The sequence below is a fragment of the Cupriavidus sp. BIS7 genome, assembly GCF_000292345.1.
Taxonomy (GTDB): Bacteria; Pseudomonadota; Gammaproteobacteria; order Burkholderiales; family Burkholderiaceae; genus Cupriavidus.
Window position 1 is genome coordinate 18,327 of record NZ_ALOU01000021.1, and the last position, 23,496, is coordinate 41,822.

The following is a 23,496-nucleotide window of genomic DNA, read 5'->3' on the forward strand; positions in this document are numbered from 1 at the left end:
ACACAGAACGACGCATCCCTCAGGGGTGCGCATCCTCACAGCAGTAAGACGGGAGACATCCCTTGAACGCTCGCGACGATTTTGATTTCGGTACCCCGGCAAGCGACTCGGACACGCAGGTCACGCTGGAGATCGACGGTGTATCCGTCACCGTGCCGGCCGGCACGTCTGTCATGCGCGCTGCCGCCGAGGCTGGCGTAGGCGTGCCCAAGCTTTGCGCCACTGATTCGCTGAAGGCATTCGGATCGTGCCGGTTGTGCCTGGTGGAGATCGAAGGCCGGCGCGGCTATCCGGCATCGTGCACCACGCCGGTGGAAGCGGGCATGAAGGTGCGCACGCAAAGCGACAAGCTTGGCGACCTGCGCCGCGGCGTGATGGAACTCTATATCTCCGATCACCCGCTCGACTGCCTGACCTGCCCGACCAACGGCAACTGCGAGCTGCAGGACATGGCGGGCGTGGTGGGCCTGCGCGAGGTGCGCTACAACGACGGCGCCGGCAGCGCTGCGCCGATCGCCACGCACACGCACATGGCCAAGGATGAATCGAATCCGTACTTCACGTACGACCCATCCAAGTGCATCGTCTGCAACCGCTGCGTGCGCGCCTGCGAGGAAACGCAGGGCACGTTCGCGCTGACCATCAGCGGGCGGGGCTTCGAGTCGCGCGTGGCGGCCGGTACCAGCCAGCCGTTCATGGAATCGGACTGCGTATCGTGTGGCGCGTGCGTCCAGGCCTGCCCGACCGCAACGCTGACGGAAACGTCGGTGATTCAACTCGGCCAGGCGTCGCACAGCAAGGTCACCACGTGTGCATACTGCGGCGTGGGCTGCTCGTTCAAGGCTGAGATGAAGGGCAACGAGGTGGTGCGAATGGTCCCGTACAAGGACGGCGCCGCCAACGAGGGACATGCCTGCGTGAAGGGCCGCTTCGCGTGGGGCTACGCGACGCACAAGGACCGCATCCTGAAGCCGATGATCCGTGCGAAGATCACCGACCCGTGGCGCGAAGTGTCGTGGGAAGAAGCGATCGGCTACGCGGCTTCGCAGTTCCGTCGCATTCAATCGCAGCATGGCAAGGATTCGATCGGCGGGATCGTGTCGTCGCGCTGCACCAACGAGGAAGGCTATCTGGTGCAGAAGCTTGTCCGCGCGGCGTTCGGCAACAACAACGTCGACACTTGCGCGCGCGTCTGCCATTCGCCAACTGGCTACGGCTTGAAGACCACCATCGGCGAGTCGGCCGGCACACAGACGTTCCGCTCGGTGGCCAAGGCCGACGTCATCATGGTGATCGGCGCCAACCCGACCGACGGACACCCGGTGTTTGCATCGCGCATGAAGCGCCGCCTGCGTGCCGGGGCGAAGCTGATCGTGGTGGACCCGCGCCGCATCGACCTGGTGGAGTCGCCGCATATCCGCGCCGACTATCACCTGCAATTGCGCCCGGGCACCAACGTGGCGGTGGTGACGTCGATGGCGCACGTGATCGTCACAGAAGGCCTGCTCGCGGAACAGTTCATTGCCGAGCGCTGCGAGGACCGCGCGTTCCAGCAGTGGCGTGACTTCGTCGCGCAGCCCGAGAACTCGCCCGAAGCGCTGGAGGCGGAAATTGGCGTGCCGGCCGATCTGCTGCGCGGCGCGGCACGGCTCTACGCCACCGGTGGCAATGCCGCGATCTACTACGGCCTGGGCGTGACCGAACATGCGCAGGGGTCCACCACCGTGATGGGCATCGCCAACCTGGCCATGGCCACCGGCAATATCGGCCGCGAAGGCGTTGGCGTGAACCCGCTGCGGGGCCAGAACAACGTGCAGGGCTCGTGCGATATCGGATCGTTCCCGCATGAGCTGCCGGGCTATCGCCACGTTTCGGATTCCACCGTGCGCGGCAGCTTCGAGGCCGAATGGAATGTCACGATCAATCCGGAGCCGGGCCTGCGCATTCCGAATATGTTCGAGGCGGCGATCACGGGTTCGTTCAAGGGCCTGTACTGCCAGGGCGAGGACATCGTCCAGTCCGACCCGAATACGCAGCACGTGGCCCAGGCGCTGTCGTCGATGGAATGCATCGTCGTGCAGGACATCTTCCTGAACGAAACCGCCAAGTACGCGCATGTGTTCCTGCCGGGCTCTTCGTTCCTGGAGAAGGACGGTACGTTCACCAACGCAGAGCGCCGCATCTCGCGTGTGCGCAAGGTGATGCCGCCGAAGTCGGGTTACTCGGACTGGGAAGCGACGATCCTGCTGTCCAACGCGCTTGGCTATCCGATGCACTACAACCATCCGTCCGAGATCATGGACGAGATCGCGCGACTCACGCCGACGTTCGCTGGCGTCAGCTACAGGAAGCTCGAGGAACTTGGCAGCATCCAGTGGCCGTGCAACGCGGAGGCGCCGGAGGGAACGCCGACCATGCACGTGGACGCGTTCGTGCGCGGCAAGGGCAAGTTCATCATCACCAAGTACGTGCCGACCGACGAGCGCGTCAACCGCAAGTACCCGCTGATCCTGACCACGGGGCGCATCCTGTCGCAATACAACGTCGGCGCGCAGACGCGGCGCACGCACAACGTGCACTGGCATGACGAGGACCGGCTGGAGATTCATCCGCACGATGCCGAGGAGCGCGGCATCAAGGACGGCGACTGGGTTGGTATCCAGAGTCGTGCGGGCGAGACCGTACTGCGTGCGATCGTCAGCCAGCGCATGCAACCGGGCGTGGTCTACACCACGTTCCACTTTCCGGAGTCCGGCGCCAACGTGATCACCACCGACAACTCTGACTGGGCCACCAACTGCCCCGAGTACAAGGTGACGGCGGTACAGGTGATGCCGGTGGCGCAGCCGTCCACATGGCAGCGGGAATATCACGCGTTCAATGAAGAGCAGCTTGCGCACCTGCGCGCGGCCAGCGAGCCCGCATCGTCGCGGTGAACCACGGAGCACGGCGATGAAGCGAGACATCACTGACGAAGACGCCGCTGGCGGCATCGAGATGCTGGCGGCGCAGCACACGCGCGCCGTGACCCGCTGGCGTGCAGGCGCTGTATCCGACGAGATCGATCATCTGGCAGAAGAGGTGCCGGTGGCGCTCGAGTACAACGGCATTTCGCATGCGGTCATGCTGGCAACGCCGGCGGACCTGGAGGACTTCGCGATTGGGTTCAGCCTGACCGAGGGCGTTGTCGATAGCCCGCGCGACATCTACGGCATCGACGTGGAACCCGCGGCCAATGGACTGACGGTGAAGGTCGAGATTGCCACCCCGGCATTCGTCGCGCTCAAGGGGCGCCGCCGTGCGTTGGCAGGCCGTACTGGCTGCGGCCTGTGCGGAACTGAATCGCTCGACGAAATCATGCGTACGCCCGGAATCGTGCAAAGTGCCGCGTCATTCCATCCAACCGTGTTCGACGACGCATTCGCCGCGCTGCACAAGCGGCAGGCACTGCTGCGCGATACCGGCGCAACGCACGCGGCAGCCTGGCTGCGCGCCGATGGCGAAGTGGCGCTGGTGCGCGAGGATGTTGGCCGCCACAACGCGCTCGACAAGCTCGCTGGCGCGTTGGCGCGTGGCCAGGAGGATGTCGGAAGCGGCGCTGTGATCGTCACGAGCCGCGCCAGCTACGAGATGGTGCTCAAGACGGCGACGATCGGGGCAGGCATCCTCGCGGCGGTCTCGGGGTCTACCGCGCTGGCCGTGCGGCTGGCCGAATCGGCCGGCGTCACGCTTGCCGGCTTCGTACGTGGGGGCAGCCTTGTCGCGTACACCCATCCCCAACGACTCCTTATTGCATAGGCTCAGGCATGCATATCGACAACCTGATCAAGATGGCCAATCAGATTGGCAATTTCTTCGAAGCAATGCCCGATCGCGATGAAGCGCTGGCCGATATCGCCAGTCATCTGAAGCGTTTCTGGGAGCCGCGCATGCGGCGCGCGCTGCTGGCGCATATCGACGCAACGGACGGGGCGGGGCTGGAGCCGATTGTGCAGACCGCGATAGCGCGTCACCGCGACAAGCTTGCGGTTGCACACGCAGCGGCCTGAATTGCCCAGGAGCGGACCTCGAGTGACCCTTATCGCAGCCGCAAAGGCTCAAGCAGCGCCGCGTCATACTGGGCGCGGGTAATGCGGCCCAGTTCCATCATGCGCAGCAGGATATAGGCCTGGCGCTGCCGCGCGCGGCGCGGGTTCACCACCGGATTGTTGGCCGATGGCGCCTTGGGCAGGCCGGCCAGCATTGCGCATTCGGCCAGCGTGAGCCGATCGACCGGCTTGCCGAAGTAGGTCTCGGCGGCCTCCGCAAAGCCATACGCACCCTGGCCGAGGTAGATCTTGTTCAGATAGACCTCCAGGATCTCGTCCTTGCTCATCGCATGCTCGATCCGGTAGGCGAGCAGGATTTCGTAAAGCTTGCGCGTGTAGGTCTTCTGGCGCGACAGGTAGAAATTACGCGCCACCTGCATCGTGATCGTTGAGGCACCCTGCGACAGGTCGTCGGACAGGTTGGCGATCCCCGCACGCATGGCCCCCACATAGTCGACGCCATCATGCAGGTAGAACCGGTCATCCTCAATGGCGACCACCGCCTCGGGCAGCGTATGCGGAAAATCTGCGAGCTTCACATAGCCGGGGGAGTCGCGGAATGCCGTCATGGCATCGAGCGACGGCAGCTGCCGGTTAGCCATCACGACGACGAACGCGAGCAGCAATGCGCCGCCGATCACGGCGAGCAGCACGAACTTGACGAAGGCGGACCAGAGACGTTGCATGGCGCGTATTGTGCCATTGGCAGTCCGGGCGTGGCCCGGATCGACTTTTCAGATCACATGAAGCCCGCGGTATGAAGGCGTCCCCAGGCACTGCCGGTGGAACTTGTCCTTCGATGCTGCGATCTGAAATAATCGATGCTGATACCGAACGTTTTGGAAGGCGCGCGATGGCGCGCAGAACAGAGATGTCAAACAATATGAATCCTGACACACGTTCCAGTCTGGAGCTGGAGACAATCCCCAATGCACGTGACCTCGGCGGCCTTGTCGGCCTGAACGGCCGCCGCGTGAGCCCCGGCAAGCTCTTTCGCAGCGCGAATCCCGCGCTTGCGAGCGCAGCGGACCTGGACCGGCTGCACGCACTGGACATCGATATCGTTGTCGACTTCCGTTCACCCGACGAGAAGTCGCCCGCCGAGGCCGCTTTCGGCGAGCGCTTTCACTGGGTTTCGGTGCCCGTGCTTGAGGGCAGCATGGCGATGGACGTGCTGATGCCGCGCCTGCGCGCAAGTACGCCCGCACAGATGCATGCGTTCATGCTCGACGTGTATCGCGACTTCCCGGTGCGCTACAGCGAAGCATTCGGCGCATTCCTGCGCCATGCCGAGGCAGGCCGCACGCTGTTCTACCACTGCACCGCCGGCAAGGACCGCACGGGCTTTGCGTCGCTGCTGCTGCTGTCGGCGCTCGGCGTGCCGCAGGATGAAATCGTCGCCAACTACCTTGAGTCCAATCACTGGAACCGGCGCTTCAACGACGACGTGCTCGCGCGGGTCGCTCCAATCGGCGTGCAGGCGGAGGTCATGATGCCGCTGCTGGAGGTGCGGCCCGAGTATCTGGAGGCGTCGATGGATGCCATCGGGCAGGCATACGGCAGCGTGGCGCAGTTCCTCGCCGATGGCTTGCGCATCGACGTGGAGCAGTTGCGCGCGCATTATCTCGAAGCTTGAGCGGATCTACAGCCCGCCGGACTCTCGCAGAATTCTCGCGGTAGACAGCGCGATCATGCCTTCCTCGTCTGTCGGCAGCACCAGCACGGGCACGCGGCTGGAGTCGCGGCTGACGCGCTGGCAGTTCTCGCTGTTTGCCGCGGCATCGAGTGCAATGCCAAACAGATCGGCAAGGTGTGCGCAGATCCGTGCGCGTACGTCCGGGGAATTGGCACCGATGCCGGCCGTGAAGACCAGCCCATCGAGGCCGCCCAGCGTGACCGCGAGCTTGCCAATTTCCTGCGCCGCGCGGTAGGCGTAGAAATCTACCGCGAGCTTCGCGCGAGGCGCATCGCTGGCCAGCAGCGCACGCATGTCGCTGCTGATGCCTGAGATACCCTTGAGCCCCGACTGGCCGTAGAGCATTGCCTGAATCGCGTCCGGCTCCATGCCCTGCGCAGCCAGCCAAAGTACCGCGCCGGGATCGATCGTGCCGCAGCGCGTGCCCATCGGCATGCCGTCCAGCGCCGTGAGCCCCATTGTCGAATCGATACTCCGGCCACCGCGCATCGCGCACAGGCTCGCACCATTGCCAAGGTGGGCAACGATGACGCGGCCTTCGGCCAGATCGGGCGCCACCTGCTGGAGCCGCCGCGCGATATACGCGTAAGACAGCCCATGGAAGCCGTAACGGCGAATGCCGCGTTCGTAGTATTCGAACGGCAGCGCCATCAACTGGGCCATGGGATCGTGCCCGGCATGGAATGCGGTGTCGAAGCAGGCCACCTGCAGGAGATCGGGCGCGGCGCCGCGGATTGCGCGGATGGCCGTCAGGTTGTGCGGCTGATGCAGCGGGGCCAGCGGTATCAGCGTTTCGAGCCGGGCAATCACGTCGTCGTCAATGCGCACCGCATCGGCGAAATCAATCCCTCCGTGTACCACGCGATGTCCGATTGCTACCGGGGGGGTATCGCGCAGCCCGATCTGCAGCGTGAGCCGGATCAGGCGAAATGCGGCGTCGTGATCGGCCACCTGTTCCACTGGAAAGCTTTCGTCGGCCACGCTGCGGCCATCGGCCATGCGCGCCACCAGACGCGGCGCCACGCCGATGCCTTCGATCTGGCCATGCGCGACCAGCGTGGGCTGGATGTCGACGTTCTCGTGAGCCGATTCCGGCACGACATACACGGAGATCTTGACGCTCGACGAGCCCGCGTTGACGACGAGGATGACGGGATTCGTATTGGTCACGCTGGCATTTCTCCTGGGGATCGCTGAGGGAACTGAGGGAATGCTGAACGAACTCAGGCCTTGACTGCCGCCTGGGTGGCGATGCGGCGCGCATGGGCAACGAGTACCGCTATCGCGCAACTGGCAATTCGCGCGCGCACGCTGTCGGCGCGGCTCGTCAGGATGATCGGCACGCGCGCGCCAAGCACGATGCCGGCTGCTTCAGCGCCGGCCAGGAACGTGAGCTGCTTGGCAAGCATGTTGCCGGCCTCGAGGTCCGGCACGAGCAGGATGTCTGGATCACCGGCCACATCGGAGCGGATGCCCTTGGTCTCGGCGGCTTCCTTGCTGATGGCGTTGTCGAAAGCCAGCGGGCCATCGAGAATGCCGCCTTCGATCTGCCCGCGCAGGCTCATCATGCACAGCGCGGCGGCGTCGATCGTCGACGGAATCTTGTCGGTCACCGTCTCCACTGCCGAGAGGATCGCAACCTTGGGCCGCTCGACGCCGAGTATGCGCACGAGGTCGATCGCGTTGCGCACGATGTCGGCTTTCTCGTTCAGCGTGGGGAAGATATTGACGGCAGCGTCGGTGATGAACAGCGGCTTGTGATAGCTCGGCACATCCATCGCGAATACGTGGGACAGGCGCCGCTCCGTGCGCAGGCCGCTTGTACTGCGCGTGACGGCGTGGAGAAGTTCGTCGCTATGCAGGCTGCCCTTCATCAGCAGTTCTGCCCGGCCCGTGCGTACGGCTTCCACGGCGGCTTCTGCGGAAGCGTGGCTATGTGGCGCGTCGATGATCGGTGTGTCGCCCAGCGGCAGGCCATGTTCTTGTGCAACCTGCCTGATGCGGGCCTCGGGGCCAACCAGCAGCGGTATGATCAGGCCAAGGCGAGCGGCCTCCAGTGCGCCATCGAGCGACGACTGGTCGCACGGATGCGCCACGGCCGTCGGGATTGGTGGCAGCCCTTCGCAGCGCGAAAGCAGGATGGCGTACTTGTCGGTGGACGGTGTAGTGGGCATAGGCAGCGTTCCCTGGAACCAAAAGCATTCTGGTAGGCAGGCATCCTGGGGGCCACGGATGCTGCATTGCGCAAACGTCATGCGCAAGTATAGGCGAATGTCGCGCGTGCGGAGATGACACGTACATGTCACTGATTGCGCCGATATTTCAAGCGGGACGACTCGGCCTTGCGCCGGTTGTCATCGCGCCACAACGCTGGTAGATTTTGACTGTTGCATCGCAGCAAGCGCATTGCACGCCACAACGACGATCTGAATCGAATCCGCCAATCCAGACTGGGAGAAACGGAATGACCGCACGTCAACCTGCCACCGGCACCGCCGGCCAAGCGCAGGAATCTTCCCCGGCAGCATCGCCGCCTGCCTCCTTCCCGCCAGTTCCGTTGACACCCGTCGCGCAAGCCGCATGGGAATACGGCATCGACGCCTGGCAGCGTTACATCCTGTTCCTCGACATCCTGCGACGGCGCGGCAATGAATCCGAAGAGCACGAGCGCGGCGGCATGCCGCCAGTGCTTGTGTTCGACTACGAAGTCCTGGTCGATGGCCGCGACCTGCCCAAGCCGGTCAACTATGCGCTGGTGCGGATCGTGCCGCCCGCCGGGCAGCCCACCGACGCCGACAAGCGCCCGTTCGTGGTGATGGACCCGCGCGCGGGCCACGGACCCGGTATCGGCGGGTTCAAGTCCGACAGCGAGATCGGCAATGCGATCCGCGGCGGGCATCCGTGCTACTTCATCACGTTCTTCCGTGACCCGTGTCCGGGCCAGACCATCGAGGACGTGGCGCGCACCGAGGGACTGTTCCTGAAGACAGTGGCCGAGCGCCATCCCGATTCGCCGGGGAAGCCGTTCGTCGTCGGCAACTGCCAGGCGGGCTGGGCGCTGCTGATGCTGGCCGCCGCGGCGCCGGACGTGACGGGCCCGATCCTGCTGGCTGGCGCACCGGTGTCGTACTGGGCGGGTGTGCGCGGCAAGAATCCGATGCGTTACTCCGGTGGCCTGCTAGGCGGAAGCTGGCTGGCGTCACTGACGGCGGACATGGGCAATGGCCGTTTCGACGGCGCCTGGCTCGTGCAGAATTTCGAGAAGCTCAACCCGTCGAACACGCTCTGGGAAAAGCTCTACAACGTGTACGCGAAGGCGGATACGGAAGGGCCGCGCTTCCTCGAATTCGAACGCTGGTGGGGCGGCCACTTCCTGATGAACCGGGAAGAAATCGACTGGATCGTGCAGAACCTGTTCGTCGGCAATCACCTGACCGCCGGCGAGATTCGCAGCAATGACGGCAAGACGGTCGTGGACCTGCGGAACGTGCGTTCGCCAGTGATCGTGTTTGCGTCCTGGGGCGACAACATCACGCCACCGCAGCAGGCGCTGAACTGGATTCCGGATCTCTATGCCAATGTCGACGAGATCGTTGCCAACGATCAGACCATCGTCTACTGCCTGCATCCGTCGATCGGGCACCTCGGCATCTTCGTATCGGGTAGCGTGGCAAACAAGGAGCATTCGGAACTGTTCTGCGCGCTGGACCTGATCGACGTGCTGCCGCCGGGCCTGTATGAAGCGAAGATCGAAGACGTCGCGGCTGGCACGCCGCACACGGATCTGATCGAAGGGCGCTATCTTGTGCGATTCGAACGCCGCACGATCGACGATATCCTGTCGCTCGACGACGGCCGTGAAGATGAGCGTCCCTTCCAGGTGGTGCGCCGCGTAGCCGAGATCAACCAGCATCTCTATCAGACGTTCGCGTCGCCGTTCGTGCGCGCGATGTCCAACGAGACAACGGCCGAGGCAATCCGCGCAGCGCACCCGTCGCGGCTCGAGCGCTCGCTGGCCAGCGACGCCAATCCGTGGATGCATTGGGTAGGGGCGATTGCGCCGGCCGTGCGCGAAGCGCGCCAGCCGGTGTCGCCCGACAACCCGTTCCTGGCAATGCAGCAGGCGTTCTCCGACCAGATCGTGCGCTCGCTTGACCAGTATCGCGATGTCCGCGATGCCTGGCAGGAGCAAGTGTTCGAATCGATCTACGCAACGCCATGGTTGCCCGCGCTGCTGGGCATGACGACGACACCGACGCATGCCGAGTCACCCGCGGTCAAGGCGCTGCGCAAGGAAGTGGCGACCTTGCGCCGCCGCGAGGCGGAGTCGCATATTGGCAAGGGCACTTCGCTCGACGCCTTCCTGCGCATCCTGTCGTACGTAACGGCGGGCCGGTCGGCAATCGAGGAGCGGCCGTTCAATCTGCTGCGCAAGCTGGCCCGCGAGAATCCGCCAGAAAAGCGCATCACGCTGGCCGAGTTCAAGGCCGCCGTGCGGCGTCAGAGCTATGTTGTCAGCCTTGACCCGCAAGGTGCGCTGAAGGCATTGCCGAAACTGGTCCCCGACATGAAGGAGCGTCGCCGGATCATGGTGCTGGTGCATCGCGTGCTGACCGTAGGCGGTCCGCTAGATAGCGAATGGCTCGAGCGATATCGCGAAGTTGCCGAGGTGATGGGTACCGATCACGGCAAGGCCACGCAGGAAACGGGCGCGGACGCCGAAGCCTGATACCTTCCGCCAGTCTTCCCGCTCTCTCCGCAGCGCCGGGAGAGCGGGGCAAATTCCAACCGCCAACCGCCAACCGCTCTCGCGGGAGGATCCGATATGGTGCAAGTACCGAATCCACCTCTTGCCGGCTCACGCGTGCTTGTCGTGGGTGTGGCCAACGAGGACTCGATCGCCTGGGGCTGTGCGCGGGCGTTCCGGGAAATGGGCGCCGACATCGCGCTGACCTATTTGAACGACAAGGCCCTGCCGCACGTGGAGCCGCTCGCGCGGCAGGTCGAGGCGTCGATCCTGATGCCGCTCAATGTCGAGGATGACGCGCAGATGGATGCGCTGTTCGCGCGCATCACGGCGGACTGGGGGCGGCTGGATTCGTTTGTCCACTCCATTGCGTTTGCGCCCAAGGCGGATCTGCAGGGTGGGCTGCTCAATTCGTCGGCGGCCGGTTTTGCGCGGGCAATGGATGTTTCGTGCCACTCGTTCATCCGCATGGCGCGCCGTGCGGTGCCGCTGATGACGCACGGCGGCACGATGTTCGCGATGAGCTATGACGGCGCCAACCGCGTGGTGCCGAACTACAACCTGATGGGGCCGGTGAAGGCCGCGCTCGAAGCCAGTTGCCGCTATCTGGCACATGAGCTTGGGCCGCAGGGCATCCGCGTGCACGCGATTTCGCCCGGGCCGCTCAAGACGCGGGCGGCGTTGGGTCTCAAGGACTTCGACGTGCTGCTGGCCGAGGCGGCGGGGCGTGCGCCGTTGGGCGAACTGGTCGACATCATGGATGTGGGTTTCGCCACGGCCTACCTGGCCACGCCGTACGCGCGGCGCCTGTCCGGCAACACCGTCTATGTCGACGGCGGTGTGCACATCATGGCCTGAGCGCCTGGTATTCGACCGTGTGCGATAAACGCATTGTGTGGAGGACGGGTGGCAATGCGCGGCCTACAATACACACAATGCCAACGCACCACGGGAGAAGCTGCAATGCAGGTACTGATCCGCGGACTGCATCGCAATGTGACCGAGGAAATGCTGCGCGAAAAGCTCAAGATTTACGCGCCGGTCAAATCAATCCAGATCATGCGCGAGGGCGACCCTGATCATCCATGGGCCTGGGTGGATCTGGATATCGACGCCTTCACTGCCTGGCGCCTGCTGCGCCAGTTGGACAAGCAGTACTTCGCGGGCAGCGTCATGCGCTGGTACATCCCGGCGCACCAGAGCTAGCGGTACCATACGCCGTTTCCCACTCTCCTGACGGTTAGCTCATGCTCGAACTGCAGGGCGCGATCTGGTTTCGCGCCGGTACGCACGAATGGGGCGGCAAGGACCGCATTGCGCTGCTGGCCGCCATCGGCGAGCATGGCTCGATCACGGCGGCGGCGCGCGCCGTCGGCCTCAGCTACAAGGCCGCGTGGGACGCCATTGATGCCATGAACAATAGCGCGGGCGAGCCGCTGGTGTCGCGCGCGGCTGGCGGCAAGGGCGGCGGCGGCACCCGGCTGACCGAACGGGCCGAGCGGCTGATTCGCACCTATCGTGCGATGGAAGCTGAGCATGCGCGGTTTGTCGCCTATCTTGACAAGGTCGGCAGCGCGTTGAGCGATGCGGATGCCGACGACCTTCACCTGATGAGGCGCTTCATGATCCAGACCAGTGCCCGCAACAAGCTGTTCGGCCGCGTGGAATCCGTGCGCGGCGGCGCCGTCAACGACGAAATCACGCTGGAGATGCCGGGCGGCCAGCGTATCGTCGCCACCATTACCCATGAAAGCGTGGAGACCCTTGGTCTTGCTCCGGGCGCCGAGGCGTTTGCGCTCGTCAAGGCATCGTCGGTGCTGATCGGCCTGCCCGATCCCAAGGTGCGGCTGTCGGCGCGCAACCAGTTGCCGGGCGTCGTATCGCGCGTGCTGCCGGGGGCCGTCAATGCCGAAGTGGCGCTCGATCTCGATGGTGGCGGCACGGTTGCGGCCATCATTACCAACGCGTCGGTGACGGAACTCGGCCTCAAGGAAGGCACGCGCGCGCTGGCGATCTTCAAGGCATCGAGCGTGATTCTCGGCACGGTGGGGTGAGTTTGGCGCGGCTTGCGCTGGTAGAATGACGGCTGTCGGGCGCTCGTGAGAGCGCCCGTTTCCTTTTTATTCTTTCCAACATGCAAGCTGCCATTGCCGGCTTCAGCCTTGGGCTGTCGCTGATTCTTGCCATCGGTTCACAGAACGCCTTCGTGCTGCGCCAGGGGCTGCGGCGCGAGCACGTATTCTGGGTCTGCCTGATCTGTGCCGTGTCCGACGCCGCGCTGATCTTCATGGGGGTGTCCGGCTTCTCGGTAATGATTCGCAAGCTGCCATGGCTCGGCGATGCCATGCGTTTTGGCGGCGCGGCATTCCTGATCTGGTATGGCGCGCGCAGTCTCTGGACCGCATGGCGCTCGCACGAGGCGCTGATGCCCAGCGACGCAGACTCGCGTCCGCTGGCCGCCACGCTGGCCGTTTGCCTGGCATTCACGTGGCTCAACCCCCATGTCTGGCTCGATACCGTGGTGCTGATCGGCTCTGTATCCACGCAGTTCGCGGGGCACGAGATGGCGTTTGCCACGGGTGCGATGACCGCATCGTTCCTGTTCTTCTTCTCGCTCGGCTATGGCGCGGCGCTGCTGCGTCCGGTATTCGCCAGGCCACGCGCATGGCAGGTGCTCGAAGTGATCGTCGGCCTGACGATGTGGAGTATCGCCGCAAGACTTCTGCTCGACGGAGGGCAGTGACGCCCCTGGTGTGGAGCAGGGCGCCCTGATCGAAGGCGCCTATGTGGACCTGACTCAGGCCACGCGCGCTGGCATCGGCGCATAGACCGGCGCGTGCCGGCGGGCCGTGCCGCTGCCGTAGATGCGGCCCTCACGGATTTCCAGCACGTGGTCGCCAAGGATCTCCACGTCCTGTGGATCGTGCGAGATCACCACCATCGGCACGTCCAGACTCTCCTGCAGCGAACGCAGCTCCTCGCGCATGCGCGTACGTAGCGCAGGGTCCAGCGCGGAGAACGGTTCGTCGAGCAACACGATATCCGGACTTGTCACCAGCGCGCGAGCCAGTGCCACGCGCTGCTTCTGCCCGCCCGAGATCTGGGCCGGGTACTGGTTGACGATCTCGCGCAGGCCAAACGCATCGATCCAGCGTGCGGCCTCCGGCGGCAGCGCACGGCGCGTGGGATTGCGCCAGCCGCGGCTCAGGCCGAATGCGATGTTCTGTGCTACGGTCAGATGCGGAAACAGCGCGTAGTCCTGGAACAGGTAGGCCACGCGGCGCTCCTGCGGCCGTACGTCGATACCGGATTCGCTGTCGAACAGCGTACGACCGTTGAGCACGATGCGTCCGCTGTCCGGGGCCAGCAGTCCCGCGATGGCGCGCAGCGTCAGGCTCTTGCCCGCGCCGGAAGGCCCGAACAGCGCAATGCGGTGGCTGTCCGATTCGAAAGCGATATCGAGCCCGAACTGGCGATCCTGAGACACCAGGCGCTTGCGGACGGTGATCTGCATGCTCATGGCGGCCTCACTTGCCCACGGCTTCGCGCCGGAAGGTGCGCCGCTCGTAGATCTCACCCAAGCCGCGCGCGGCCGGCGGCACCAATCGACCCGCGACTACCAGCAGCACGATGCAGGTGATCGACGTGACCAGCACCAGCAGGTTGGCCGTATTGTCGTCACCAGCCTGCACCGCTTCATAGATGGCGACGGACAGCGTCTGCGTGCGGCCTGGCAGGTTGCCTGCGACCATCAGCGTGGCGCCGAACTCGCCCAGTGCACGCGCAAACGCCAGCAGCACACCGGCAACGATGCCGCGCAGTGCCATTGGCAGCGTGACACGAAAGAAGATGCCGGCCTCCGAGATACCCAGCACGCGCGCGGCGTTTTCGAGCTGGTGATCGACACCTTCGAACGCGGCGCGTGCGGACTTCAATACCAGCGGGAATGCCACCACCGTCGATGCGAGCACCGCGCCCTGCCATGTGAATACCAACTCAATCCCCATCCGGTCCAGCCATGCGCCAAACACGCCGCGCCGGCCCACCAGCACCAGCAGGTAGTAGCCGAGCACCGTCGGCGGCAGCACCAGCGGCAGCGTCAGGATGGCGTCAACCACGTCGCGTGCGGCGGAGCGCCAGCGCGATATCGCGTACGCGGCCGCCACGCCAAGGATGGCATTGAGAAGCGTGGCCCAGCCAGCAACCTTGAGCGATAGCAGCAGCGGTACCCAGACGGCATCCATGGCGGTTATGGCTTCTGGAAGCCGTATTTGGCCAACACGGCCTGGCCTTCGGCCGACAGCACGTACTGGACGAAACCGTTGGCCTGCTGGGCCTGCTTCGTCTGCGCGGTGACGGCGATCGGGTAGGTGACCGGCGTGCGATTCGGCACGCGTACGGCCACCTTGACCTTGTCCGGCATGATCGCGGCATCGGTGGCAAACACGAAGCCGGCGTCTACTTCTCCACGCGCCACGTAATCCAGGCTCTGGCGAACGTTCTGGGCCGGCACGCCCTTGGCGGCCACGGCATCCCAGAGACCCTCGGCCTCCAGCGCCCCCTTGGTATAGCGGCCCACCGGAACCGACGACGGATTGCCATAGGCCACGCGCTTCACGTCGGCGTGCGTCAGGTCCTTGAGCGAAGCGATGCCGAGCTTGCTGTCCTGCGGCACGATCAGCACGACCTGATTGGCGGCGAAGTCCTTGCGGGTGGCCGGCTGCACCACCTTCTCGGCCTCGGCGCGGTCCATCGCCGACTGGTCGGCGGAGGCGAATACGTCTGCCGGGGCGCCCTTGACGATCTGCTGCATCAGCACATCCGACGCACCGAAATTCAGTACGACCTTGGTATCCGGGTGGGCGCGCTCGTATTGCTCGGCCAGCGTCTTGAACGCGTTGGTCAGGCTGGCGGCGGCGGATACCACAAGGTCGGCGGCAAACGCCGAGGGCGCTGCCAGGGCCAGGGTCAGCGCGGCGCCAACGCCGGCGGCGCGGCGCAGGAAGGGCAGGGTGCGGGAGGTCATCGGGTGAAGGGAATCGAAGGGAATCGTGTGCGCAATCGTTACCATGCGCAATATAAGCGTCTATATAACGCAGCGTCAATTGCCCGGACGGATAAGGGACTTCAGCGATTCCGAATGCCGATCGGCGGATGGATATGCCTTTCTTGCCATGTTTGCGCTGCTGTCATCGAAATGACGCGATTTCGCCACTTTCCCGCCATCGCAGTTGCCGAGAATGCCCTGGCTGTATCAAAACCAAAACAATCAACAGGGAACCCGAAACATGCAACTCCATCGCATTCAGGCCGCGACGCTGGCGGCCGTGCTGGTGGGGGTGATCGCGCTGGCCGCCTGCGGCTCAGAGGACACCCCGCCTTCGTCCGGCACTGGTAACGGCAACAACGGCGGCAGCAACGCCGACACGTCGATCCCGGCCGGCACCAAATCCACGCTCGCACTGCTGGAGACCACCGACCTGCACACAAACGTCCTCAGCTACGACTATTTCAAGCTGGCCGAAGACAAGTCGCTGGGCTTCGAGCGTGTTTCCACGCTGATCAAGGCCGCGCGGCAGCAGTTTCCGAACAGCTTGCTGCTCGACAACGGTGACACGATCCAGGGCACCGCGCTGTCGGATTACCAGGCGCTGGTGAAGCCGGTCTCGTGCACCGAGACGCTGGCCATGTACAAGGTCATGAACGCTGCGGGCTTTGATGGCGGCGGCATCGGCAACCACGAATTCAACTACGGGCTGCAGTACCTGAGCCAGGTGACCGGCAACAGGTTCAACGTCGCCGCCCTGCCTGATCCGTCGGCGCAAACCGCGTGCGCGGGGCCGAAGTTCCCGCAGGTGCTGGCCAACGTGTACAGCGTCAAGACGCGCGCACCGCTGTTCCAGCCGTACGCAATCCTGAACAAGACGCTGACCGCCACCGGCCCCGATGGCAAGACCGTGTCCGCGCCGATCAAGGTTGGCATCATCGGCTTCGCGCCGCCGGCCATCATGAGCTGGGACAAGCGCTGGCTCGACGGCAACGTCTATACCGAAGGCCTGGTCGAAACGGCCCAGAAGTACATCCCCGAGATGCGCGCCAAGGGCGCGGACCTCGTCGTCGTGATCTCGCACGGCGGTCTCGACAACTCGGCCTATTCGCCGACGATGGAGAACGGCAGCTACCACCTGTCGAAGGTGCCTGGCGTGGATGCGATGCTGATCGGGCATTCGCACCAGATCTTCCCTGACGCCAACAGCACGGTGGGCCAGTTCAACCTGCCTGGCGTGGACAAGGCGAAGGGCACTGTCAACGGCGTGCCGACCGTGATGGCCAACTACTGGGGCAAGCACCTCGGCGTGATCAACCTGGCGTTGAGCCACGACGGCAAGATCTGGAGCGTCGATCGCACGAAGACCACGGTGGAAGCGCGCTCGATCCAGAACGCCGACAAGACCTACGTGGCCGCCGACGCCAGCGTGGCGCCGACGATCGATACCGAGCATCAGGCGACCATCCAGTACGTCAAGACGCCGATCGGCAATACCGATTACAGGATGTCGAGCTACTTTGCCGACGTGGGCGATCCGGGCGCGATCCAGATCGTCAACATGGCGCAGGCCGCCTACGTGAAGGACTACATTGCGGCCAACCTGCCGGCGCTTGCCTCGCTGCCCGTGCTGTCTGTCTCGGCGCCGTTCAAGAGCGGCTTCGGCGGCGGCAACGACTACACCGACGTCGCATCCGGCAACCTGGCCATCAACAATGCGGCGGACCTCTACCTGTACCCGAATACGGTATACGCGGTGAAGGTCAATGGCGACGACGTGAAGAACTGGCTGGAGACCGCTGCCAAGCGCTTCAACCTGATCGATCCGGCCAAGACGGCGGATCAGCAACTGATCAGCACGTTCCCCGGCTACAACTTCGACATGTTCACCGACCCGGACATGCAGTACGAGATCGACGTGACCCAGCCGATTGGCAGCCGCATCAAGAACCTGACGTACAAGGGTGCGCCGGTGACCGCGGCGTTGAGCTTCATTGTGGCCACCAACAACTACCGTGCCAGTGGCGGCGGCAACTTCCCGGGGCTGGACGGCACCAAGACCGTCTATGCGTCTCCCGATGCCAACCGCGACGTGTTGATCAGCTACATCAAGAAATTGGGCAACGTCACGCGCGTGGCCAATGGCAGTGCGCGTAGCTGGAAGTTCACCAAAGTAGCCACCACGGGCAAGGTGGTGTTCAGTTCGGGTGTCGGCATGCTGCAGCAGGCAAGCGATGCAGGGCTGGCCAACATCTCGCTCGACAAGGCAGACGACGGCTCCGGCAAGAACCTGTCGCAATACAAGCTCGACCTCAACCTCTGATAGACGAATCGACGATGCACGCTACGCCAACGACTCCGGCCGCAACGCGGCGCTTTCCTCGTATCCACCCGCTGTTCGTGGCCGCCACCCTGGCGGTGACGGTCGCAACGGCCGGGGTCGCTGGTGCTGCCGTATGGCGGCAGCAATCCGATGCACGTCAGACGGAGATTGCCCAATGGCAGCTTCTGGCAACGTCGGCGGACGATGCGGCGGCACTGTCAAAGCTCAAGCGCGCCGCTGTCGCGGGTGAGGTTGCGGCACGTGCGGCACTCGGTGAAACAATGCTGTCCCGGCCGGACACCGAGAGCCGCACGCAGGCCGAGCGCTGGCTGCGCCTTGCAGCGGCCAATGGGCACGCCCGTGCGCAGTTCCTGCTTGGCAAGGCCGCCATGCTTGGCGAACTGGCTTCCGGTCAGCCGGACCTGCCGCTAGCATGGCGCGAGCTTGATGCGGCGGCACAGGCTGGCGACGTCGGGGCGGCGTACTACCTTGGGCTGCTCCATCGCGGTGGCTACGGTCGCACGCCGGATCTGGCCGCTGCGGCGCATTGGTTCAACGTGGCCGCCGATGGTGGCGTGGCACAGGCCATGTTCCTGCTTGCCAATGCCTACCGCGATGGCGAAGGCGTGCCGCGTGACGATGCCCGCGCGGTGGCCTGGTACGAGGCCGCCGCCGAGCGAGAGCATCCTGCCTCCAGCCAGGCGCTGGCGATGGCCTATCGCAACGGAGAACTTGGCCTGTCGCAAGACGAAGGCAACTATCGGCAGCACATGGCCGAGGCCGCGCACGCGCTGAAGCATCCGGCCATCAATCCGTAAGGCGGGCGCCGCTACTGATAGCTCATGGTAAAGGTGGCCAGCGCGCGAACAGTGCCCGGCTGGACCGTGCCGTTCGCCACGTACTCGGCGCTCAACCGAATCGTCGTGGCCCCGCTCGATTGTCCTACCTGCCACTGGTTCATGTTTCCCGCGACCGACGAATCCGGCCCGAAACTGATCGCCGTGCCGGATGGGTTCCGGATACGGAGGCGAACGCCGCTTGCCGTGGAGTCGCTGGCGAGCGTCAGAAGATCCGAACGGTTGCCGGGAGTGGTGGCGTCCGTCAGCGTGATGTAGACATTCGACTGCGGGTCGCACTGCAAACCGATGACGATGTTGTTGTTGCCAGGGGCCGAGCCGGTGGAGGTGAGAGCCGCGGCTCGCGCATCGCTCAAAGGCGCCGGAACGTTGGGGGTGGTTACCCGGCAGGACCCGGCAGTGGCGACAGGAGTGGGAAGGAGAAATGTCTGCGCAGTCACTCTTCCGTAAGCGCCACCGCTCGAATAGGAGAAGGTATGAAAGCCAAACAGTGGCGTCCTCGTCAACTCAGTGGCGGTGACCTGCCCAGTCTTGACCAGTTGAAAGCTGACCCTTGCGGTGCCGGTACCGCCACGCTGGATGGTTGGCGCAACGCTGAACGATCCCATTAGGCCCGTGTTGGACAGTACCCTGTTCTCGATGAGGTCAATGACGCGTATCCCAATGCCAGACGTTGCGGTTTCCCATACGCCTCGAACGGTTGTGGAGACAGGTCGTGCAGGCTGCGCGGATGCGCGATACGGGCCGCCTCGCCTCCCACTTCCACATGTGAACGTGTAGGTCAAGGTTTGTACTTCGCTGATTGTTGACCCAACCGGCGTATCGGGAGCAACCCGAATCGATTGGAATGAGAGTGGTCCGGAGACTCGGCCAGGGCATTGGATCGTGTCCCTGAAGTGCTGGGCATTGGCGGCGTCTGGCACCAGGGCCAGCAGGCAAGACGCCAGTGCAAACACCATTGCCGCCAAGCGTCGTCTGAAGTGTGGTTCGAACACCGAAAGTGCCATCATGAAGCTTCCTTCGTGCCGGGCCGGCACATTGACTTGACATGGGAGTACGACGCCGCGGCTTTCGTCCTTGGGGACAACCGATACGCGATCGTGCAGCGCTCGCTGCGCAGCTACTGATAGCTCATGGTGAAGGTGGCCAGCGCGCGAACAGTGCCCGGCTGGACCGTGCCGTTCGCCACGTACTCGGCGCTCAACCGAATCGTCGTGGCTCCGCTTGATTGTCCTACCTGCCACTGGTTCATGTTTCCCGCGACGGACGAATCCGGCCCGAAACTGATCGCCGTGCCGGATGGGTTCCGGATACGGAGGCGAACGCCGCTTGCCGTGGAGTCGCTGGTGAGCGTCAGAAGATCGGAGCGGTTGCCGGGAGTGGTGGCGTCCGTCAGCGTGATGTAGACATTCGACTGCGGGTCGCACTGCAAGCCGATGACGATGTTGTTGTTGCCAGGGGCCGATCCATTGGAGGTGAGAGCCGCGGCTCGCGCATCGCTCAAAGGCGCCGGAACGTTGGGGGTGGTTACCCGGCAGGACCCGGCACTGGCGACAGGAGTGGGAAGGAGAGTTGTCTGCGCTCCATTCCTTGTGCTCGTGTATGTGCCACGCGACGCTTCTGAATAGGTACCAAAGCTCAACAGCGAGACTCTCTGTATCTCAGACGAGGTAGTCTGCCCAGTCTTGAACAGTTGGAAGCTGATTCGTGTGGTAGAGGTGCTGCCTTTCTGGAGGCCGCCTGGCCCAACGCTGAAGGACGCTATCGAGCTCATGGTGGACAGTACTCTGTTGTTGTAGAGGTCGATGACGCGTATTCCAACGCCAGGTGTGCCGGTTTCCCATACACCTTGAACGGCTGCAGATAGCCGTAGTCCAGTCATTCCTACCACGCCGAACGGCCCGCGGTCATTCTTTCCAGTTTGACATCTGAACGTATAGGAAAGGGTTTGCACCTCGCTGATTGCAGACCCAACCGCCGTAGCAGGAGCTACCCGAACTGTCTGGAATGACAGTGGTCCGGAGACCTGGCCGTGGCAATGAGTCTGTTCAAAGCGGCGCTGGGCATTGGCGGTGTCTGGCACCAAAGCCAGCAGGCAAGACGCCAGCGTAAACATCATTGCCACCGAGCGTCGTCTGAAGTGTGGTTCGCGCACCGGGAGTCCCATCATGACGCGTCCTTCGTGCCTGGCCGGCACATTGACTTGACATGGGAGTACGACGTCGCGGTGTTGGTCCTTGGGGGCAATTGATACGCGATCGTGCAGCGTTCGCTGTCGCTCTTGCCCCATGTCACCTGCAGTTGCCCGGATTCCTCCACGCCTCGCGCAAAGACGTTGCCGTTCTGGCCGACCACGCCGACCTCGGCGTTCTTCTCGTTCAGGACCGTTGCGCCGAACGGCGGCGGCGTACCGTCGGACCGGCTGGTGGAAATAATGGCCGAACGGCCAGCGAGCGCGGCAAAGCGGATCTTCACTGCGGCGTTCGCGCGTGGTGCGATCTGGGAACTGGTGGCGTCCATGGAAACGTCCAGCGGCAACCCCTTAGGGTCCAGCTCCACCGTGTTCATGTTGTACGGCTGCAGATAAGGAACGATCGCATAGCCGAACGGATCGATCCTGACGCCAGGAGAATTCATGATGCGGGCGCCCGAGGCACCCTTTGCCTCGACGATGCCGATGGTGTCGCCCAGGAAGTTTGCAAGCGTGACGCCTCCCGGGTGCGCCACCAATGCCCCTTGCAGGCCCGCCGAGTATTGCGAATAGCCGCCACCCCCGCTTGCCGAGGCGGACACGGTGGTATAGGGGCTGCGGTACTGGACGTTGCCGCCGCCCGTTGTGCTGTGTGACGTTCGATCGGCGTTGAGGCCATAGGTGACGGCGTTGTCTTCCAGAGCCGTACCGGTCAGCCGCAACTGCTGCGACGAGTAGCCCGTGGTGTCGTGCGTCGCGCCGCCGGACAGCATCGGCGCGTGTGTACCACTTCCCAGAGGAACAGTCAGGAAGGCGGAGACCTGTGTGTTGAAACGCCCGGTTTGCGCTTCGCGCTGGCGTGAAGCCGCGATGTTGAAGGCCACCGGCATCCCAAGTACGCGCACCGAATTGCTGTACCCGACCTGGTACATCAGCGTGGTGCCGCTGCGATTCCAGTACTGCACTGACGTGCCGGTGAGATAGACATTGCCCCAGCGATCTCCGAGACTCTGGTTCATCGTCAACTGGACCTGGCCGCGCTGCCGGTCTATGCCACGAACGTTGCCGTTGGACGAGCGTGCCGCGAACGCGTCGCGCATCGACCAGAAGCCGTTGGTCGAATAGCGGTATGCGGCAATGGTCATATTGGTGTTCGTCGAGGGGACGAACTTGCTGTAGCTGATGCGCAAGCTTTCGCCGCTGTCATTGTCAACGTCCGGTATCGAAGCCTGAGCGTGCGTGATGTCCAGCGCGAGCGCGCCAATGGGAAGATTGAAGGCGGTGCCAACCAGCATGGCCTGGTAGCCCTCGGCGAGAACAATGCCTCCATAACCCGTGATGAGGTTGCTGATGCCGTACTGCAACGTGCCCTGAACGAGCTTTGCGCCTCGTGACTTGGTGGACGCACTATCGCGGTACTCGCCTGCCGTGGCTGAATAGCGAACGATACCCGGACGGAGAAGCTGCACCACGGATGCATATGGCACCGTAAAGCTGCTCTGGCTGCCATCGGCCTCGGTCACCGTGACCAGCAGGTTGCCGCCGTAGCCGGTGGCATAGAGATCGTTGATCTCGAACGGGCCGGGCGCTACCGTGGTCTCATAGAGCTTGTTGCCGTTCTGCGTGACCGTGACGCGCGCATTGGAACGCGCCACGCCGCGCACGAGCGGCGCATAGCCGCGTGACGAGTCCGGCAGCATGCGATCGTCGCTGGCCAGGTTGACGCCGCGCATGGAGAAGCTGTCGAAGACCGCGCCGTCCGTGTACGCGTCACCAAAGGTGAGCTGGCTGCGCAACGCGGAGATGTCGCGTTGCACATAGGTGGCGACGTTCTGGTAGTCGTAGCTGTTGGGGCCGGTGGACTGCCAGGTCATCGAGGAACGTTGCCGCAGATGCCAGGGGCCGATGTTCAACCCGGAATCGAGACCCAGGTACGTGGTTGTGCCGGCACCCAGTGCCGTTGAATGGAACGTGTTGAGGTTGTAGGCCAGCGTTGCCGACGGAACGCCCTCGTCGAGGAGATCGGGATTCACGCTGCCGCGCGGCATGCGGCGCAACAGTGCCTGTGCCACGCTGATGTCCAGGCGCAGGTCACTGAGGTTGAATGACCATGAGATGTCATCGGATATGGCAGAAGGATGCGTGCATTCGCCGCTGATGGCGCGCGCGATTGCACTCCGGCCAACGGGCGGAAATGCCCGCTCATCGAGATTCAGTCTGGTGACGAGCGCCCGGTTCATGCATGGCGCGACGGTCTCGTTCTGCAACTGAAACCGGACTGTCTCACGTCCGATCCATGCGCCGTTCAGGTAGAGATCCACCGGATAGTCGCCCGGCGTAATGGGATTCCCCACCGCAAAGCGGCTAACGTCGACGTTGCTGCCATCGGATCGTTGGAGGAACTGCGCGTTGAACTGGACTGCTGCGACGGTGGTGGTCCTGCCGGACTCGCCAGCGAATGCTGCAAGAGGCAATGCAGGCAAGGTGGCGGCCAGGACCCAGTGCGCAGCCAGAACGCGCGAAGTGCTCGGCTTTGGCGTACGCATC

Annotated in this window: 20 protein-coding genes; 11 read left to right on the forward strand and 9 right to left on the reverse strand. The window is 64.0% G+C overall.

The window, feature by feature from the left end; all coding sequences use genetic code 11:
• Positions 1-62: 62 nt before the first annotated feature.
• From fdhF to B552_RS0108745, 3 genes are read left to right on the forward strand one after another with little or no spacing between them, the layout of a single operon-like run.
• Positions 63-2,936, forward strand: a complete 2,874-nt coding sequence (gene fdhF, locus B552_RS0108735) for a formate dehydrogenase subunit alpha (RefSeq protein WP_019448625.1) — start codon at positions 63-65, stop codon at positions 2,934-2,936.
• Positions 2,937-2,952: 16 nt separating this feature from the next.
• Positions 2,953-3,798 (forward strand): formate dehydrogenase accessory sulfurtransferase FdhD, encoded by an 846-nt coding sequence (fdhD, locus tag B552_RS0108740; RefSeq protein WP_019448626.1) that lies wholly within the window; start codon positions 2,953-2,955, stop codon positions 3,796-3,798.
• Between the two features lie 8 nt (positions 3,799-3,806).
• On the forward strand, positions 3,807-4,049 hold the full coding sequence (locus tag B552_RS0108745) for a formate dehydrogenase subunit delta (RefSeq protein ID WP_019448627.1): 243 nt from the start codon (positions 3,807-3,809) through the stop codon (positions 4,047-4,049).
• Positions 4,050-4,078: 29 nt separating this feature from the next.
• Here B552_RS0108745 and B552_RS0108750 read toward each other — a convergent pair whose 3' ends face one another.
• A complete protein-coding gene (locus B552_RS0108750; RefSeq protein ID WP_019448628.1) occupies positions 4,079-4,774 on the reverse strand; it encodes a transglycosylase domain-containing protein in 696 nt (231 codons plus the stop codon).
• A gap of 185 nt (positions 4,775-4,959) precedes the next feature.
• On the opposite strand from B552_RS0108750, the gene B552_RS0108755 reads away from it, so the two are divergent.
• A complete protein-coding gene (locus B552_RS0108755; protein WP_019448629.1) occupies positions 4,960-5,724 on the forward strand; it encodes a tyrosine-protein phosphatase in 765 nt (254 codons plus the stop codon).
• Between the two features lie 6 nt (positions 5,725-5,730).
• Here B552_RS0108755 and B552_RS0108760 read toward each other — a convergent pair whose 3' ends face one another.
• Positions 5,731-6,954 (reverse strand): acetate/propionate family kinase, encoded by a 1,224-nt coding sequence (locus B552_RS0108760; RefSeq protein WP_019448630.1) that lies wholly within the window; start codon positions 6,952-6,954, stop codon positions 5,731-5,733.
• Between the two features lie 53 nt (positions 6,955-7,007).
• Positions 7,008-7,958 (reverse strand): phosphate acetyltransferase, encoded by a 951-nt coding sequence (locus tag B552_RS0108765; protein ID WP_019448631.1) that lies wholly within the window; start codon positions 7,956-7,958, stop codon positions 7,008-7,010.
• 290 nt (positions 7,959-8,248) lie between these two features.
• Here B552_RS0108765 and B552_RS0108770 point away from each other — a divergent pair, with 290 nt between their 5' ends.
• From B552_RS0108770 to B552_RS0108790, 5 genes are all read left to right on the forward strand, one after another.
• Positions 8,249-10,513, forward strand: a complete 2,265-nt coding sequence (locus B552_RS0108770; protein WP_019448632.1) for a DUF3141 domain-containing protein — start codon at positions 8,249-8,251, stop codon at positions 10,511-10,513.
• A gap of 96 nt (positions 10,514-10,609) precedes the next feature.
• Positions 10,610-11,389 (forward strand): enoyl-ACP reductase FabI, encoded by a 780-nt coding sequence (gene fabI / locus B552_RS0108775; RefSeq protein WP_019448633.1) that lies wholly within the window; start codon positions 10,610-10,612, stop codon positions 11,387-11,389.
• A 105-nt stretch (positions 11,390-11,494) separates the two neighbouring features.
• Positions 11,495-11,737 carry an RNA-binding protein gene (locus B552_RS0108780; RefSeq protein WP_019448634.1) on the forward strand — a complete coding sequence of 81 codons (243 nt, stop codon included), beginning with the start codon at positions 11,495-11,497 and terminating at the stop codon, positions 11,735-11,737.
• 41 nt (positions 11,738-11,778) lie between these two features.
• On the forward strand, positions 11,779-12,585 hold the full coding sequence (locus B552_RS0108785) for a TOBE domain-containing protein (protein WP_019448635.1): 807 nt from the start codon (positions 11,779-11,781) through the stop codon (positions 12,583-12,585).
• Positions 12,586-12,665: 80 nt separating this feature from the next.
• Entirely contained in the window at positions 12,666-13,274 is a 609-nt protein-coding gene (locus B552_RS0108790) for a LysE/ArgO family amino acid transporter (RefSeq protein ID WP_019448636.1), read from the forward strand.
• A 54-nt stretch (positions 13,275-13,328) separates the two neighbouring features.
• Here the strand turns inward: B552_RS0108790 and B552_RS0108795 are convergent, their stop codons facing one another.
• From B552_RS0108795 to modA, 3 genes are read right to left on the reverse strand one after another with little or no spacing between them, the layout of a single operon-like run.
• Positions 13,329-14,051 carry an ATP-binding cassette domain-containing protein gene (locus tag B552_RS0108795; protein ID WP_019448637.1) on the reverse strand — a complete coding sequence of 241 codons (723 nt, stop codon included), beginning with the start codon at positions 14,049-14,051 and terminating at the stop codon, positions 13,329-13,331.
• A gap of 7 nt (positions 14,052-14,058) precedes the next feature.
• Positions 14,059-14,775 carry a molybdate ABC transporter permease subunit gene (gene modB, locus B552_RS0108800; RefSeq protein WP_019448638.1) on the reverse strand — a complete coding sequence of 239 codons (717 nt, stop codon included), beginning with the start codon at positions 14,773-14,775 and terminating at the stop codon, positions 14,059-14,061.
• Between the two features lie 5 nt (positions 14,776-14,780).
• Positions 14,781-15,557 carry a molybdate ABC transporter substrate-binding protein gene (modA, locus tag B552_RS0108805; RefSeq protein WP_026035467.1) on the reverse strand — a complete coding sequence of 259 codons (777 nt, stop codon included), beginning with the start codon at positions 15,555-15,557 and terminating at the stop codon, positions 14,781-14,783.
• A gap of 262 nt (positions 15,558-15,819) precedes the next feature.
• On the opposite strand from modA, the gene B552_RS0108810 reads away from it, so the two are divergent.
• Positions 15,820-17,901, forward strand: a complete 2,082-nt coding sequence (locus B552_RS0108810; RefSeq protein WP_019448640.1) for a bifunctional 2',3'-cyclic-nucleotide 2'-phosphodiesterase/3'-nucleotidase — start codon at positions 15,820-15,822, stop codon at positions 17,899-17,901.
• Between the two features lie 14 nt (positions 17,902-17,915).
• Positions 17,916-18,719: a tetratricopeptide repeat protein gene (locus B552_RS0108815; protein ID WP_019448641.1), complete on the forward strand. Its 804-nt coding sequence runs from the start codon at positions 17,916-17,918 to the stop codon at positions 18,717-18,719.
• Between the two features lie 11 nt (positions 18,720-18,730).
• Here B552_RS0108815 and B552_RS28820 read toward each other — a convergent pair whose 3' ends face one another.
• The 3 genes from B552_RS28820 to B552_RS0108835 form a co-directional block, all read right to left on the reverse strand.
• A complete protein-coding gene (locus tag B552_RS28820; protein ID WP_019448642.1) occupies positions 18,731-19,366 on the reverse strand; it encodes a fimbrial protein in 636 nt (211 codons plus the stop codon).
• Between the two features lie 512 nt (positions 19,367-19,878).
• A complete protein-coding gene (locus B552_RS29430; RefSeq protein WP_083860264.1) occupies positions 19,879-20,928 on the reverse strand; it encodes a fimbrial protein in 1,050 nt (349 codons plus the stop codon).
• Positions 20,925-23,495 carry a fimbria/pilus outer membrane usher protein gene (locus B552_RS0108835; RefSeq protein ID WP_157160216.1) on the reverse strand — a complete coding sequence of 857 codons (2,571 nt, stop codon included), beginning with the start codon at positions 23,493-23,495 and terminating at the stop codon, positions 20,925-20,927. Before B552_RS0108835 ends, B552_RS29430 begins: the two co-directional genes overlap by 4 nt.
• Position 23,496 lies beyond the last annotated feature (1 nt).

Bases quoted from the DNA above. Each gene is read 5' to 3' on its own strand.
- B552_RS0108790 (WP_019448636.1), top strand. From the start codon at position 12,666: ATGCAAGCTGCCATTGCCGGCTTCAGCCTTGGGCTGTCGCTGATTCTT.
- B552_RS0108770 (WP_019448632.1), top strand. From the start codon at position 8,249: ATGACCGCACGTCAACCTGCCACCGGCACCGCCGGCCAAGCGCAGGAA.
- B552_RS28820 (WP_019448642.1), bottom strand. From the start codon at position 19,366: ATGGGATCGTTCAGCGTTGCGCCAACCATCCAGCGTGGCGGTACCGGC.
- B552_RS0108810 (WP_019448640.1), top strand. From the start codon at position 15,820: ATGCAACTCCATCGCATTCAGGCCGCGACGCTGGCGGCCGTGCTGGTG.
- B552_RS0108780 (WP_019448634.1), top strand. From the start codon at position 11,495: ATGCAGGTACTGATCCGCGGACTGCATCGCAATGTGACCGAGGAAATG.
- B552_RS0108755 (WP_019448629.1), top strand. From the start codon at position 4,960: ATGTCAAACAATATGAATCCTGACACACGTTCCAGTCTGGAGCTGGAG.
- modB (WP_019448638.1), bottom strand. From the start codon at position 14,775: ATGGATGCCGTCTGGGTACCGCTGCTGCTATCGCTCAAGGTTGCTGGC.
- B552_RS0108795 (WP_019448637.1), bottom strand. From the start codon at position 14,051: ATGAGCATGCAGATCACCGTCCGCAAGCGCCTGGTGTCTCAGGATCGC.
- fdhD (WP_019448626.1), top strand. From the start codon at position 2,953: ATGAAGCGAGACATCACTGACGAAGACGCCGCTGGCGGCATCGAGATG.
- B552_RS0108815 (WP_019448641.1), top strand. From the start codon at position 17,916: ATGCACGCTACGCCAACGACTCCGGCCGCAACGCGGCGCTTTCCTCGT.
- B552_RS0108750 (WP_019448628.1), bottom strand. From the start codon at position 4,774: ATGCAACGTCTCTGGTCCGCCTTCGTCAAGTTCGTGCTGCTCGCCGTG.
- B552_RS0108765 (WP_019448631.1), bottom strand. From the start codon at position 7,958: ATGCCCACTACACCGTCCACCGACAAGTACGCCATCCTGCTTTCGCGC.
- fabI (WP_019448633.1), top strand. From the start codon at position 10,610: ATGGTGCAAGTACCGAATCCACCTCTTGCCGGCTCACGCGTGCTTGTC.
- modA (WP_026035467.1), bottom strand. From the start codon at position 15,557: ATGACCTCCCGCACCCTGCCCTTCCTGCGCCGCGCCGCCGGCGTTGGC.
- B552_RS29430 (WP_083860264.1), bottom strand. From the start codon at position 20,928: ATGATGGGACTCCCGGTGCGCGAACCACACTTCAGACGACGCTCGGTG.
- B552_RS0108745 (WP_019448627.1), top strand. From the start codon at position 3,807: ATGCATATCGACAACCTGATCAAGATGGCCAATCAGATTGGCAATTTC.
- B552_RS0108835 (WP_157160216.1), bottom strand. From the start codon at position 23,495: ATGCGTACGCCAAAGCCGAGCACTTCGCGCGTTCTGGCTGCGCACTGG.
- B552_RS0108785 (WP_019448635.1), top strand. From the start codon at position 11,779: ATGCTCGAACTGCAGGGCGCGATCTGGTTTCGCGCCGGTACGCACGAA.